Genomic DNA, 14,168 nt, shown 5'->3' with positions numbered 1-14,168 from the left:
ACCGTAAGGTCTTGGGTCATCTTGGGATTTCCGGGGTCATGCCGCCTTGGCGCTGGTCAGGCTGGCCAGCGGGTCGCCGCCGTTCCAGCTCCCCATGCTGCCCAGAAGGCGGAAGCGGGCGTAAAGCTCTTCGTCGAACCAGTTGCCGTCGCGCACGGCCTTGATGGCGCGGCCATGGGGGCCGTCGCCGCGGGCGAAGGCGGCCATGCTGGCGGTGTCGGGCCAGATCGAGAAGGTGACCTGATGCAGGAGCGGCACCTCGCCGATGCCGATCTTGAAGGCGACATTGGGATCGCTGCCGATGGTGGCCGAGATGGAGGGGACGCGGTCCCAGAATTTAAACGCGCGGGAGGGGCGGACCGTGGCGCGGGTGAGGGCGGCGAGGGGGCCGCTGGCCTGCTGTCCCGGGGTTTCGGGAAGGAAGGGGTTCACCCCCGCCCAGCGGCCACGGGCCGAGAGCGGGTCGAGGAAGATTGTCCAGCTTTCCCCGGCCCTTGCGCGCCATGTCTGCCAGACGGGACTGTCGGCGATGGCGCTGCGGGCGGTCGCCTCATCCGGCCAGGTGGCGAGGATGGCCCAGACGCCCCAGTTGGGGCGGGGGGTGAAGCCTTCGCCGGTGCCGGAACCGCAGAGCTTCCAGAACAGCGCGCGGCGTTCGCGGCGCAGGGCAAGACGTGCGGCGCCCATCTGCCCGATGACCCAAAGGCGCGGGAGAAGCCCGTCGAAGCGGAATAGGCTGAGGCTGGTAACGGGAATGGCGCGACCCTCCTGTCGGATGGTGTAAACTTATTCTGACATTTTGTGTTGCCAAGGGGAAGCGAAAACGGCGTTCTGCGACGAGATGTACTGTGATATTGTAAATCAAACTAGACACTCTATCATCGAGTCCATGGAACATATGCCGCGCCCTCGCCCCGCCCTTGCCCCTGCCGCCCCTGACGAGGCGGATCATGCCATCGTCATCGGGGCGGGGCTGGGGGGGCTGGCTTCGGCGATGCGGCTGGGCGCGAAGGGCTGGCGGGTCACGGTGATCGACCGGCTGGACCGGGTGGGCGGGCGCGGGTCGTCGATCACGCAGGGCGGGCACCGGTTCGATCTGGGGCCGACCATCGTGACGGTGCCGCAGGGTCTGCGCGATCTCTGGGCCGTCTGCGGGCGGGACTTTGACCGGGATGTGCGGCTGGTGCCGATGGATCCGTTCTATGAGATCCGGTTTCAGGATGGGTCCACCTTCACCGCGCGGCAGGACGAGGCCGCGATGAAGGCCGAGGTGGCGCGGCTTTCCCCCGGTGATGCAAGGGGTTACGAGAAGTTTCTGAAGGACAGCGAGGCGCGCTACTGGTTCGGATATGAGGACCTTGGGCGGCGGCCGATGCATCGGCTGGCCGATCTGCTCAAGGTGCTGCCGAAGTTCGGGATGATGCGGGCGGACCGGTCCGTCTATGCCCATGCGGCGGGGCGGGTGAAGGATGAGCGGCTGCGTTTCGCCCTGTCCTTCCATCCGCTGTTCATCGGGGGCGACCCGTTCAACGTGACGTCGATGTATATCCTTGTCAGCCATCTGGAGAAGGCTTTTGGCGTGCATTACGCGATGGGCGGCGTGCAGGCGATTGCCGAGGCCATGGCGCGGGTGATCGCGGCGCAGGGGGGCGAGGTTGTCCATAACACGGAAGTCGATGAAATCGTTACGGAAAACGGGCGCGCGGCGGGGGTTCGGCTGCTGTCGGGCGAGGTGATGCGCGCAGGGCTGGTGGTCAGCAATGCCGATGCGGGGCATACCTATACGCGGCTGTTGCGCAACCTGCCGAGGAAGCGCTGGACCGACCGGAAGGTGAAGGATGCCCGCTGGTCGATGGGGCTGTATGTCTGGTATTTCGGGACGAAGGGCACCAAGGGCATGTGGCGCGATGTGGGGCATCACTCCATCGTCGTGGGGCCGCGCTATCGCGAGCATATCAAGGATATCTTCATCCGCGGGAAACTGGCGGATGACATGAGCCTTTACGTGCATCGGCCGAGCGTGACCGATCCGAGTTGCGCGCCCGAGGGCGATGATACTTTCTATGCGCTGTCGCCGGTTCCCCATCTTGGGTTTGACAATGGTGTGGACTGGGCCGAGGAAGAGCCGCGCTATCGCGCCAAGATGGCGCAGATGCTGGAAGAGCGGTTGATCCCCGGATTCCGCGACCGCATCACCGAGGAGATCACCTTTACGCCCGAAACCTTTCGCGACCGTTACCTGTCCCCGTACGGTGCGGGATTTTCCATCGAGCCGCGCATCCTGCAATCGGCATGGTTCCGGCCGCATAACATATCCGAGGAATTGCCGGGGCTGTTTCTGGCCGGGGCAGGGACGCATCCGGGGGCGGGCCTGCCGGGTGTGGTGGGGACGGCGGAAGTGCTGGGGCAACTGGTGCCGGATGCGCCCAAGCTGTTGAAACAGCGCGAGGAGTTGAGGATGGCTGCGGAATGATCGACCCGCGCGACATGGCCCATTGCCGCGAGGCGATCCGGACCGGATCGCTGTCCTTCCATGCGGCGTCGCGGCTGTTGCCGGGGGCGGTGCGTGACCCGGCGCTGGCGCTTTATGCCTTTTGCCGGATGTCGGATGACGCGGTGGATGAGGGGGCCGACAAGGCGGGGGCGGTGCTGGCGCTGCGCGACCGGCTGGATCTGGTCTATCGCGGGACGCCCGCCAATGCGCCAGCGGACCGGGCCTTTGCGGCGGTGGTGGAAGGGTTCGAGATGCCCCGCGCCCTGCCCGAGGCGCTGCTGGAAGGGTTCGCCTGGGATGCGGTGGGGCGGCGATATGAGACGCTGTCGGGGGTGATGGATTATTCGGCGCGGGTGGCGGCAGCGGTGGGCGCGATGATGTGCGTGCTGATGCGGGTCAGGGATGCCGATGCGCTGGCGCGGGCTTGTGACCTTGGCCTGGCGATGCAGTTGACCAATATCGCGCGGGATGTGGGCGAGGATGCGCGGGCCGGGCGGATGTATCTGCCGATGGGATGGCTGCGGGCGGAAGGCATTGATCCGGATGCCTTTCTGGCACGGCCGAAGGCCTGGCCGGGGGTGGCGCGGGTGACCTTGCGGCTGCTGGAGGAGGCGGATCGGCTGTATCTGCGGGCCGAGGCGGGGGTGGCGTCCTTGCCGCTGTCCTGCCGTCCGGGCATCCATGCGGCGGGGTTGATCTATGGCGCGATCGGGGCCTGTGTGCGCGGCGCGCGGGGCGACAGCGTGACGGGCCGGGCGCGGACGGGGCGGGGGCGGAAGCTGGCGCTGCTTGCGGTGGCGACGGGGAAGGCGGCGGTGTCGGCGGTGAAACCTCGGGCGGCGGTGCTGCATGCGGCGCCGGAGCCGGAGGTGGCGTTCCTGGTGCGGGCGGCGGCGCGGGGAGAGGCGCGGCGGGGGCGTTCGGATGCGCTGCTGGCGGTGCTGGCGCAGCTTGAGGCGCAGGATCGCGGCATGGCCTGAAGGCCCCGTGCCTAAAGGCCTTGCGCCGCAAGGTTTTTCTTGGACGAAACCCCGAGGCGGGTTAGATCGCGCGCTGCAACCATGCGGAGGGCGCGATGGAGTATTTCACGCTGTTTCTGACCTATCTCGCGGCCTGCGGGGCGGCGGCGGCGACGGGGGCGATGTTCCAGCCGGGCGAGTGGTATCGCGGGCTTGCCAAGCCGCGCTGGACCCCGCCGGACTGGCTGTTCCCGGTGGCCTGGACGGTGCTTTACCTGTCGATGTCGGCGGCGGCGGCGCGGGTGGCGATGCTGCCCGACACGGGGCAGGCGTTGGCGCTTTGGTCGGTGCAGATCGCGCTTAACACCTTGTGGACGCCTGTCTTTTTCGGGCTGCGGCGGATCGGGGCGGGGCTGGTGATCATCTTCCTTCTGTGGCTGGCCGTGGCGGCGACGATGGTTGCCTTCTGGCAGCATGACGCCATCGCGGGGGTGTTGTTTGCGCCTTATCTGGTCTGGGTGACGGTGGCGGGGATGCTTAATCGGTCGGTGTGGTATCGCAACGTGGCGGCCTGAGATTTCAAGGCTTTGGCCGAAAACGGGTGTGCCGTAAACCGTGCCGTATTCTGTGCCGCAATGTGTTGCCACGCGGCGCGCGGTCAACTGGCCTGTCGCGCAACGGTTTTCGGCGGTGCCGAACAAAATTCTTCGAAGAATTTTGCAAATTTCTTCGAAGAAATTTGGGTCAGAAGGTCCAGCCTGCGCGTCTTGGGACGCGGACGGCGAGCATGGGTTTCAGGAGCGGCTGGCGGAAGCGGGTGAGATCGAGCGCCTCGTGCACGCCTTGGGTGACCTCTCCCATCAGGCGGGTTTCGACCAGGCTGCGGGAATAGAAGGGCGCGTCGAGCATGGGCAGGACCTGGCGGGGTTTCGTGCCCGGATCGGCGCGGGTTTCGCGGCGGACGAGCCAATTTGTGCGGGCGAAGGCGGTGCGGGGTGGCGCGGCCACCTCTCGCGCTTCGCCGGAGGGGGTGACTTCGAGCGCGAAGTCGCGCTGGGTGCCGTCGCGCCATGTGGCATCGTAAAGGCAGAGCGCGCGGTCCTGCATGGGAAAGCGGCCCCATGTCCAGAAATCGAAATCGGCCTCGAGCGCCGCGCTGCCGAAATTGGCGTCGAAATAGCCGTGGCCCTCCCAGTTCTGGCCTTGGGTCAGGTCCACCCTGATCCGGGCCGTGGGGGCGAAGGGGCGCCATTGGTGGCGGGGGTGGAGGGCGAGTTCCACGCCCGTCACGGCAGAGGGGGTGAGGGTAATGCGGCCCCTGACGCGGGAGATGAGGGGGGGCGAGGAGACCTCGTCCACGTCGATGACCAGCTCGCGCCCGGTCCAGTGCATCCGGCTGGGGCCGATGGTGAGGGTGTGCTTTTCCTGCCGGAGTGCGGCGGTGCCGCGGTCTGTCATGGTGAAGCGGCCGCCGGGGCCATAGGTGGCGACGTTCAGGCAGACATGGTTCTGCGGGTTGCGCCGCCCGCTCCAGGCATACCAGGGCGAGAAGACCGAGCCGATGAAGCCTATGACCGAGACCGCGCGCCGCCCGTCATCCGAGACCCCGTCGAGATACCACCAGGCATAGCCGTCGGGGCCGACCTCGACGCGGAAGTCCGGTCCTGCATGATCGCCTCGACCGCGTGCTTCGCGGAGAGGGCTGCCATCGGCACGCCCGCCCCCGGATGCGCCCCGCCCCCCGCGAGATAGAGCCCCGGCAGGGCGGTCCGGGCGGGGGGGCGCTGGAAACTCGCCATCGTCCCTTCGGGGGAGCGACCATAGATCGCGCCTTTCGACGCCGGAAAGAGCCGGTCCAACACAGCGGGTGAGGTGAGTGCCTCCGGCCCCGGCGGTGTCAGCGTCAGGCCCATGCGGGACAGGCGGTCGAAGGTGATCTGTCGGCATGTCTGGAAATCCTCGGGGCGCAGGGCGGGCAGGCCCGCAGGGGCGTTCAGGATGATCTCGAAGCGTTCGGGGCCGGCGGCAGGGCCGCGGGCGCGGTCTTCGGCGCAGAGATAGAGGGTGGGGGCGGCGGGCATCCGGCCCTGTCCGATGGGGCCGAATTCGGCGGCGGGGTCTTCGGTGAAGAAGAGGTTGTGGTGGATGAGGTCGGGGGCCCTTGGCCCTGTCGCCTGCGAGGCGAAGGCCCAGACGAGGGCGGAGAGGCTGCGCGGTTGGGTCGCGCTGCGGGGCAGGGCAGCGGCGGCGGCAGGTCCGAGATGGCCGTCGGCGAGGGCGGCGGGGTCGCCGTTGAAGACGACGGCGCGGCAGGGGAGCGTGTGGCCATCGGCGATCTGGACGCCGGTGACGCGGCCATTCTGGCGCTGGATCCGGGTGGCGGGGGTGGCATAGCGGACCGTCACGCCCATGCGTTCGGCCAGGGCGGCGAGGGCGGCGGCGAGGTGGTGCATGCCGCCTTCGACCGCCCAGACGCCGCGCGCCTCGGCCCGCCAGATGAGCGAGAGGACGGCGGGGGAGCGGCCGGGGCGGCCACCGACATAGGTGGCGTAGCGGGCGAAGAGCTGGACAAGGCGCGGGTCGCGGAAATGGCCTTTCAGCCAGCGTTCCAGCGAGAGGCCCGGCAGGAGGGCGGGCCAGAGGCGCGGGCGGGCGAGGGCGGCGCGGGCGATGGCGGGCAGGTCGGGGCGGGCGGCCTGCATTACGGGCGCGTCGAAGGCGGTGAAGAGGTCTTCGGCGAGGGCGTCGAATTTCAGGAAAGCATCGGCTTCGCGCGGGCCGGCGAAGGCCTGGATCGCCTCGGCATTCGCCTCGCGGTCGGTGGTGAGGTCGAGCGCGTCGGAGCCGGGCCACCAGTGGCGCGCGAGGAGCGGCTGGGGGATCAGGGTGAGGTGATCGTCGAGCCTTTCGCCATTCAGCGCGAAGAGCGTGTCGAAGACGGAGCGCAGCGTCAGGACGGTGGGGCCGGTATCCACAGGGCCGGCGGGGGAGGGAATCGCCCGGGCCTTGCCGCCCGGCGTGGCGGCGGCCTCGAGCACCGTGACCTTGAGGCCGGAAGCGGCCAGGCGGATGGCGGCGGCGAGCCCCCCCATCCCGGCGCCGATCACGATGATGCGGTCCTGTTCCATGGCGGGAGTTTAGGGAAGCCCTTGAGGTTGTCCATCCTGAATTACAACAAGGTGTAAGATTTAGTTTACACTTTGCAGTGGCAGTGACAGACTGCCCGGCAGGACAGCGAAGGGGACGGCCATGGGCGTGAGCGGTGTGAACGGCGGCATGGACGCGCGGATCGAAGCGGCGGTGGCTGCGGCGCTTTCGCTGGGGCAGGGGGCCTTGGGCAATGCCGAGGCGCCGCCGAAGCTGCGGGGGGCGCTGGATCACGCAGTCTTTCCCGGCGGGGCGCGCATCCGGCCCACCATCCTGATTTCCGTGGCGCGGGCCTGTGGCGATGATCGCCCGGGCTTGACGGATGCGGCGGCGGCGGCGCTGGAACTGATCCATTGCGCCTCGCTTGTGCATGACGATCTGCCCTGTTTCGACGATGCCGATATCCGGCGCGGCAAGCCTACGGTGCATCGCGCCTATGGCGAGCCTCTGGCGGTGCTGACGGGGGATTCGCTGATCGTACTGGCCTTCGAGGTGCTGGCGCGGGCGGCGGGGGATCATCCGGCGCGGGCGGTGGAGTTGATCCGGGTGCTGGCGCAAAGGACGGGGATGCCGGGCGGCATCTGCGCAGGCCAGGGATGGGAGAGCGAGGCGGAGGTGAATGTCGCCGCCTATCACCGGGCGAAGACCGGGGCGCTGTTCATCGCGGCGACGCAGATGGGGGCCATCGCGGCGGGGCAGGAGGCGGAGCCCTGGGAAGAGCTGGGCGCGCGGATCGGCGCGGCCTTCCAGGTGGCGGATGATCTGAAGGATGCGCTGCTGACCGAGGCCGAGATGGGCAAGCCTGCGGGGCAGGATCTGGCCCATGCGCGGCCCTCGGCGGTGCAGGAACTGGGGGTTCTGGGGGCGGTGTCGCATCTGAAGGACATTCTCGGGGGCGCGATTGCGTCGATCCCGTCCTGCCCCGGCGAGGCGATGCTGGCCGCGATGGTGCGCGCCTATGCCGAGCGGATGACGCCCGTCGATCTGCAACCGGTGCGGGGATGAGCGACGCGGCGGCAGGGCCTGCCGCCCGCCCGGCGCGGGCGCGGCAGCCCTGGGCGGTGCGTCTGGGCTTGTCGCCGCGGTTTCATGCCTTTTGCGCGCGGGTGCCGGGGTTGAAGCATGTCGCGCGGGCCGAAGGGGCGGCGCTGTTCGACATCGTGCAGGGGTTCGTGCAGTCGCAGGCCTTGCTGGCGCTGGTGGAGTTCCGGGTGTTGCATCGGCTGGCCGAGGGGCCGGCGCCTTTGGCGGCGCTGGCCGGGCCTGCGGGCGTGCCGATGGAGCGGATGGCGATCCTGTGCAAGGCGGGGGCGGGGCTGGGCCTGATGGCCGAGCGGCGGGGGGTCTGGCGGCTGACAGTGCGGGGGGCGGCGTTCCTGGCCGTGCCGGGGCTGGAGGCGATGGTGCGGCATCACCCCGTCCTTTATCGCGATCTGGCGGACCCGGTGGCGTTTTTCAGGGGCGAGACGCAGCCGGAACTGGCGGGGTTCTGGCCCTATGTCTTTGGCGCGGGGGGCGCGGCGGACCCGGACCTGGCCGCGCGCTATTCGGCGCTGATGGCCGACAGTCAGGGATTGGTGGCGGCGGATACGCTGCGCCTGGTGGATTTCCGGGGCGTGCGGCATCTGATGGATGTGGGCGGCGGGACGGGGGCCTTTCTGGCGGCCGTGGGCGCGGCGGTGCCGGGGCTGCGGATGACGCTGTTCGATCTGCCTGCCGTGGTGCCGGGGGCGGAGGCGCGCTTTGCGGGGGCGGGGATGCGGGGGCGGGTGCAGATCGTGCCGGGGTCCTTTCGCGACGATCCGCTGCCAGGGGGCGCGGATGCGATCTCGCTGATCCGGGTTCTCTATGACCATGCCGATTCCACCGTGACGCAGCTTTTGCGGGCGGTCTGGGCCGCGCTGCCCGATGGCGGGCGGATCGTGGTGTCGGAGCCGATGGCGGGGGGCGCGCGGCCCGATCCGGCGACGGATGTGTACTTTTCCGTGTACACCTTGGCCATGCAGACCGGGCGGACACGGTCGGGCCCGGAAATCGAACGGATGCTGGGCGATGCGGGCTTTGTGGATTGCCAGTTCCGGCAGGGTTTCCGGCCCTATGTCACCTCGGTCGTGACGGCGGTGAAGCCTTCGGACGACAAAGCACAAAAAAGTGTCTAATTAAATTGACACTGCTGGTTGTCAGTCTATCCTTACACACAGCCAAGGACTCTCGCCCATCCAGGAGAGTCGCGGCGCAGGGGGAAGAAACGTGAGAACGACCGCAGTCATCCTTTCCGGCCCGAGGGAGCTTTCGCTTCAGGTGCTGGACCTTGTCGCCCCGGGCGCGGGTGATCTGGTGGTCGAGATTTCCCATTCCGGCATTTCCACCGGCACCGAGAAGCTGTTCTACACCGGCACGATGCCGCCCTTTCCGGGTATGGGCTATCCGCTGGTGCCGGGATATGAGGCGGCGGGTGTGGTGGTCGAGGCGGGGGCCGAGAGCGGCTATCGCGTCGGCGAGACGGTCTTCGTGCCGGGGGCCAATTGCTTTGCGGGCGATGTGAAGGGGCTGTTCGGGGGCGCGTCGCGTCACCTTGTGACGCCCGCGCATCGCGTGGCCCGGATCGACGGCGGCATGGGTGCCGAGGGTGCGCTGCTGGCCCTGGCGGCGACGGCGCGGCATGCGCTGGCGGGGTTCGACACGGCGCTGCCCGACCTGATCGTGGGTCATGGCACGCTGGGCCGGTTGCTGGCACGGCTGACGCTGGCGGCGGGTGCGCCTGCGCCGACGGTCTGGGAAACGAACCCGGCGCGGCGCGAGGGCGCGGCAGGCTATGCCTGCATCGCGCCCGAAGACGACCCGCGCCGGGATTACCGCGCGATCTATGACGCCTCGGGGGCCAAGGGCCTGCTGGACCAGTTGGTGATGCGGCTGGCCAAGGGGGGCGAGGCCGTGCTGGCAGGGTTCTATACCGAGCCCGTGTCCTTTGCCTTCCCGCCCGCCTTCATGAAGGAGGCGCGCATCCGCATTGCCAGCGAATGGCAGCCGGATGACCTGACCGCCACCCGCGCGCTGATCGAAAGCGGGGCGCTGTCGCTGTCGGGGCTGATTACCCACACCCGTCCGGCATCCGCCGCGCCCGAGGCCTATGAAACGGCTTTTGGCGATGCGGCCTGTCTGAAGATGATCCTCGATTGGAAGGCCACGGCATGAACGACGTTCCCAACCTGAAGGATTTCGACGCCCGCCTGCGCGACGAGGCGCATGAGGAGCCTTCGCTGGAGGTGCCTTCGGACCCTCCGACCAAGAAGACGCAGATCATTGCGATCTATGGCAAGGGTGGGATCGGCAAGAGCTTCACGCTGGCCAACCTGAGCCACATGATGGCCGAGAATGGCAAGCGCGTGCTGCTGATCGGCTGCGATCCGAAGTCGGACACCACTTCGCTGCTGTTCGGCGGCAAGGCCTGCCCGACGATCATCGAAACCTCCACCCGCAAGAAGCTGGCGGGGGAAGAGGTGAAGATCGGCGATGTCTGCTTCAAGCGGGGCGGGGTCTTTGCGATGGAGCTGGGCGGGCCGGAAGTGGGCCGGGGCTGCGGCGGGCGCGGGATCATCCACGGGTTCGAACTGCTGGAGAAGCTGGGGTTCCATGACTGGGACTTCGACTATGTGCTCTTGGATTTCCTGGGCGATGTGGTCTGCGGCGGCTTCGGCCTGCCGATTGCGCGGGACATGGCGCAGAAGGTGATCGTGGTCGCGTCGAACGATCTGCAATCGCTCTATGTCGCCAACAATGTCTGTTCGGCGGTGGAGTATTTCCGCAAGCTGGGCGGGAATGTCGGCGTCGCCGGCATGGTCATCAACAAGGATGACGGCACGGGCGAGGCGGCGGCCTTTGCGGCGGCGGTGAATATCCCGGTGCTGGCCTCGATCCCGGCGGATGACGACCTGCGGCGCAAGTCGGCCAATTACCAGATCGTCGGCACCCATGCGACGCAATGGGGCGGGCTGTTCACGGAACTGGCGGAGAACGTGGCCGAGGCGCCGCCGCTGCGCCCCAAGCCCCTGACGCAGGATGGGCTGCTGGGCCTGTTCGATGCCGAGACGACGGGGGCCGATTTCGTGCTGGAGCCTGCCAATGATGCCGACATGCGCGGCAAGTTCGCGGGCGAGGTGAAGTCCCTGGAAGTGGTCTATGACGATGTTTGACCTTTCCGCCCTTGAGAAACTGGAAGAGGCGCTGCGCGCCCTGGCCCGGAAGGGGACCAAGTGATGGCTGGCGAGATCCGCTATGACCAGGCTGCCGAGACGCCCGTGACCGAGGGGCTGCGCCCCGAGGTGGGGGCGGGCGCTGCGGTTGTGGCGGATGGCCCCAATCTGGACGGGCTGGGATGCCATGCCGGGGCGGCCGAGATGGAGGCTGCGGCACGGGCGGCGGGGAATTCCGAGATCCTCGACCGCTATGCCGCCGACTATCCGCAAGGCCCGCATGACAAGCCGCAGAGCATGTGCCCGGCTTTCGGCTCGCTCCGCGTGGGGTTGCGGATGCGGCGGGTGGCGACGGTTCTGTCGGGATCGGCCTGCTGTGTCTATGGGTTGACCTTTGTGAGCCATTTCTACGGTGCGCGGCGGTCGGTGGGCTATGTGCCTTTCAATTCCGAGACGCTGGTGACCGGCAAGCTCTTCGAGGACATCCGCGATGCGGTGCATGAGCTGGCCGACCCGGAACGCTATGATGCGGTGGTGGTGACGAACCTTTGCGTGCCGACGGCGAGCGGCGTGCCGCTGAAGCTGCTTCCCAATGAAATCAACGGTGTGCGCATCGTGGGAATCGACGTGCCGGGCTTTGGCGTGCCGACCCATGCCGAGGCCAAGGATGTGCTGGCGGGCGCGATGCTGAATTATGCGCGGCGCGAGATCGAGGCGGGGCCGGTGGCGGCACCCGAACGCGGGCGGTCGGATCGGCCGACGGTCGCTTTGCTGGGCGAGATGTTCCCGGCGGACCCGATGATGATTGGCGCGATGCTGGCACCGCTGGGTCTGGCGGCGGGGCCGGTGGTGCCGTGCCGCGAATGGCGCGAGCTTTATGCGGCGCTGGATTGCGGCGTGGTGGCGGCGATCCATCCCTTCTACACGGCGGCGATCCGCGAGTTTCAGGCGGCGGGGCGGACGGTCGTGGGATCGGCCCCGGTGGGCCATGACGGGACGATGGATTGGCTGGCGGCCATAGGTGCCGCCTATGGCGTGGCGGCGGATCGGGTGGCGGCGGCGCAGAACGGGTTCGGCGCGGCGATCAAGGCGGCGCTGGCCGACAATCCGATTGCCGGGCGGATCACCCTGTCGGGCTATGAAGGGTCTGAACTTCTGGTGGCGCGGCTGCTGGTCGAGAGCGGGGCGGATGTGGCCTATGTGGGCAGCGCCTGCGCACGCAATGACTGGTCGGCGGCGGATCGCGACTGGCTGGAGGCGCGGGGCGTGGTGGTGAAGTATCGCGCATCGCTGGAGGATGATTGCGCGGCGATGGAGGCCTTCCGGCCCGATCTGGCCATCGGGACGACCCCGGTGGTGCAGAAGGCCAAGGAACTGGCCATCCCGGCGCTGTATTTCACCAACCTGATTTCGGCGCGGCCCCTGATGGGGCCGGCGGGGGCGGGGTCCCTGGCGCAGGTGGTGAATGCCGCCATGGCGAACAAGGCGCGCATGGACGGGATGAAAGAGTTCTTCGAGGGCGTCGGCACCGGCGATACGGCGGGCATCTGGGAAGGTGCGCCGAACCTGCGGCCCGACTTCCGCGCCGCGCATCAGAAGAAGCTGGAAAAGGCCGCCAAGGCCGCGCAAGCGGAGGCGATGATCTGATGTTGATCCAGGATCATGATCGCGCGGGCGGGTATTGGGGGGCGGTCTATGCCTTCTGCGCCGTCAAGGGATTGCAGGTGGTGATCGACGGCCCGGTGGGTTGCGAAAACCTGCCGGTGACGTCGGTGCTGCATTACACGGATGCCTTGCCGCCGCATGAGTTGCCCATCGTGGTGACGGGGCTGGGCGAAGAGGAACTGGGCCGCGACGGCACCGAGGGCGCGATGCGGCGGGCGTGGAAGACGCTGGACCCGGCGCTGCCTGCAGTGGTGGTGACGGGGTCGATCGCCGAGATGATCGGCGGCGGCGTCACGCCGATGGGCACGAATATCCAGCGGTTCTTGCCGCGCACGATCGACGAGGATCAGTGGCAGGCGGCCGACCGGGCGATGACCTGGATCTTCACGGAATTCGGCATGACCAAGGGCCGGATGCCGGTGGAGAAAAAGCGCGAGGATGGCGACCGGCCGCGGGTGAACATCCTTGGCCCGATGTATGGCGTCTTCAACATGGCGTCGGACCTGGCCGAGATCCGCCGTCTGGTGGAAGGCATCGGGGCAGAGGTCAACATGGTGCTGCCCTTGGGCGCGCATCTGGCCGAGATGCGGAACCTTGTGAATGCCGATGTGAACATCGTCATGTATCGGGAATTCGGGCGCGGTCTGGCCGAGGTGCTGGGCAAGCCTTACCTGCAGGCGCCCATCGGGCTGGACAGCACGACGAAGTTCCTGCGCAAACTGGGCGAGCTCTTGGGGCTGGACCCCGAGCCGTTCATCGCGCGGGAGAAGCATTCGACGCTGAAGCCGGTCTGGGACCTGTGGCGCAGCGTGACGCAGGATTTCTTTGGCACGGCCAATTTCGCCATCGTGGCGAACGAGACCTATGCGCGGGGCATCAGGGCCTATCTGGAAAGCGATCTTGGATTGCCTTGCGCCTTTGCCGTGGCGCGGCAGGCGGGGGCCAAGACGAATAACGAGGCGGTGCGGGCGATGATCCGCCAGCATCGGCCGCTGATCCTGATGGGGTCGATCAACGAGAAGATGTATCTGGCCGAGCTGAAGGCCGGCCATGGCCCGCAGCCGCATTTCATCGCGGCAAGCTTTCCGGGCGCCGCGATCCGCCGCCATACCGGCACGCCGGTCATGGGATATGGCGGCTGCGTCTGGCTGTTGCAGGAGGTCTGCAACGGTCTGTTCGAGGCGCTGTTCCATATCCTGCCGCTGGGGTCCGAGATGGACTCGGCGGCGGCCACGCCCACCACCCTGCGCCGCGATTTCCCCTGGGATGCGGATGCGCAGGCAGAACTGGACCGGATCGTTTCCGAACATCCGATCCTGACACGGATCTCCGCTGCGCGGACCCTGCGGGATGCGGCCGAGAAGGCCGCGCTCGATCAGGGGGCGGAGCGGGTGGTCAAGGAAACCGTGGAAGCCCTGAGGGGCGCGCCACTGACAACGACAGCACAAGGAGGGACTGCATGAGCGATCATACCGCAGGCGAGAACGGGCATCACGCCCACCGCGCACCGCGCGCCGAGTTCTACGTCTATTTCGCCCTGATCTTCCTTGTGGCGATCCCCTTCGCCGCCATCGCCTGGGTCGTGCAGACGATCCTTGAGCGGCGGCTGCCGGTGCATGGCCCCTTGGCCCGCGCCTGGCGCGAGGCGGGGTCGATCACGCCGAACATCTTCCGGCCCTGAGGCCGGACGCCCGCCCGCAGGGGCGGGGA

General features: G+C 68.1%; 13 protein-coding genes. 10 read left to right on the top strand and 3 right to left on the bottom strand.

Annotated features, from left to right (window positions below; all coding sequences use genetic code 11):
* Nucleotides 1-36 precede the first annotated feature (36 nt).
* Nucleotides 37-756: a spheroidene monooxygenase gene (crtA, locus tag C0V75_RS10655; protein WP_101920929.1), complete on the bottom strand. Its 720-nt coding sequence runs from the start codon at nt 754-756 to the stop codon at nt 37-39.
* Nucleotides 757-898: 142 nt separating this feature from the next.
* Between crtA and C0V75_RS10650 the strand changes: the two genes are divergently transcribed.
* From C0V75_RS10650 to C0V75_RS10640, 3 genes are all read left to right on the top strand, one after another.
* Entirely contained in the window at nt 899-2,473 is a 1,575-nt protein-coding gene (locus tag C0V75_RS10650) for a phytoene desaturase (protein WP_216821449.1), read from the top strand.
* Complete coding sequence (gene crtB, locus C0V75_RS10645; protein WP_101920927.1) at nt 2,470-3,474, top strand: 15-cis-phytoene synthase; 1,005 nt, start codon at nt 2,470-2,472, stop codon at nt 3,472-3,474. The genes C0V75_RS10650 and crtB overlap by 4 nt, the downstream gene beginning before the upstream one ends.
* A gap of 95 nt (nt 3,475-3,569) precedes the next feature.
* Complete coding sequence (locus C0V75_RS10640) at nt 3,570-4,028, top strand: TspO/MBR family protein (RefSeq protein WP_101920926.1); 459 nt, start codon at nt 3,570-3,572, stop codon at nt 4,026-4,028.
* Nucleotides 4,029-4,197: 169 nt separating this feature from the next.
* Here the strand turns inward: C0V75_RS10640 and crtC are convergent, their stop codons facing one another.
* Together crtC and crtD are read right to left on the bottom strand one after the other, a co-directional pair.
* Nucleotides 4,198-5,025 carry a carotenoid 1,2-hydratase gene (gene crtC / locus C0V75_RS10635; RefSeq protein ID WP_101921277.1) on the bottom strand — a complete coding sequence of 276 codons (828 nt, stop codon included), beginning with the start codon at nt 5,023-5,025 and terminating at the stop codon, nt 4,198-4,200.
* On the bottom strand, nt 5,022-6,581 hold the full coding sequence (crtD, locus tag C0V75_RS10630) for a 1-hydroxycarotenoid 3,4-desaturase CrtD (protein ID WP_101920925.1): 1,560 nt from the start codon (nt 6,579-6,581) through the stop codon (nt 5,022-5,024). The genes crtC and crtD overlap by 4 nt, the downstream gene beginning before the upstream one ends.
* Before the next feature lie 121 nt (nt 6,582-6,702).
* On the opposite strand from crtD, the gene C0V75_RS10625 reads away from it, so the two are divergent.
* From C0V75_RS10625 to pufQ, 7 genes are all read left to right on the top strand, one after another.
* Nucleotides 6,703-7,605 (top strand): polyprenyl synthetase family protein, encoded by a 903-nt coding sequence (locus tag C0V75_RS10625; RefSeq protein WP_254216439.1) that lies wholly within the window; start codon nt 6,703-6,705, stop codon nt 7,603-7,605.
* Nucleotides 7,602-8,759 (top strand): methyltransferase, encoded by a 1,158-nt coding sequence (locus C0V75_RS10620; RefSeq protein ID WP_101920924.1) that lies wholly within the window; start codon nt 7,602-7,604, stop codon nt 8,757-8,759. Before C0V75_RS10625 ends, C0V75_RS10620 begins: the two co-directional genes overlap by 4 nt.
* A gap of 91 nt (nt 8,760-8,850) precedes the next feature.
* Nucleotides 8,851-9,795 (top strand): chlorophyll synthesis pathway protein BchC, encoded by a 945-nt coding sequence (bchC, locus tag C0V75_RS10615; protein ID WP_101920923.1) that lies wholly within the window; start codon nt 8,851-8,853, stop codon nt 9,793-9,795.
* Complete coding sequence (locus tag C0V75_RS10610) at nt 9,792-10,793, top strand: chlorophyllide a reductase iron protein subunit X (RefSeq protein WP_101920922.1); 1,002 nt, start codon at nt 9,792-9,794, stop codon at nt 10,791-10,793. The genes bchC and C0V75_RS10610 overlap by 4 nt, the downstream gene beginning before the upstream one ends.
* 63 nt (nt 10,794-10,856) lie before the next feature.
* The gene (gene bchY / locus C0V75_RS10605; RefSeq protein ID WP_101920921.1) at nt 10,857-12,440 is read left to right on the top strand and encodes a chlorophyllide a reductase subunit Y; all 1,584 of its coding nucleotides are present in this window, start codon (nt 10,857-10,859) and stop codon (nt 12,438-12,440) included.
* Nucleotides 12,440-13,921 carry a chlorophyllide a reductase subunit Z gene (gene bchZ / locus C0V75_RS10600; RefSeq protein ID WP_101920920.1) on the top strand — a complete coding sequence of 494 codons (1,482 nt, stop codon included), beginning with the start codon at nt 12,440-12,442 and terminating at the stop codon, nt 13,919-13,921. The genes bchY and bchZ overlap by 1 nt, the downstream gene beginning before the upstream one ends.
* A complete protein-coding gene (gene pufQ, locus C0V75_RS10595; protein ID WP_101920919.1) occupies nt 13,918-14,139 on the top strand; it encodes a cytochrome PufQ in 222 nt (73 codons plus the stop codon). Before bchZ ends, pufQ begins: the two co-directional genes overlap by 4 nt.
* Nucleotides 14,140-14,168: the final 29 nt, after the last annotated feature.

This window comes from Tabrizicola sp. TH137 (assembly GCF_002855575.1).
Classification (GTDB): Bacteria; Pseudomonadota; Alphaproteobacteria; order Rhodobacterales; family Rhodobacteraceae; genus Paragemmobacter.
Note: the sequence above shows the minus strand (reverse complement) of the source record. Positions and strands in the feature narration are given on the sequence as shown.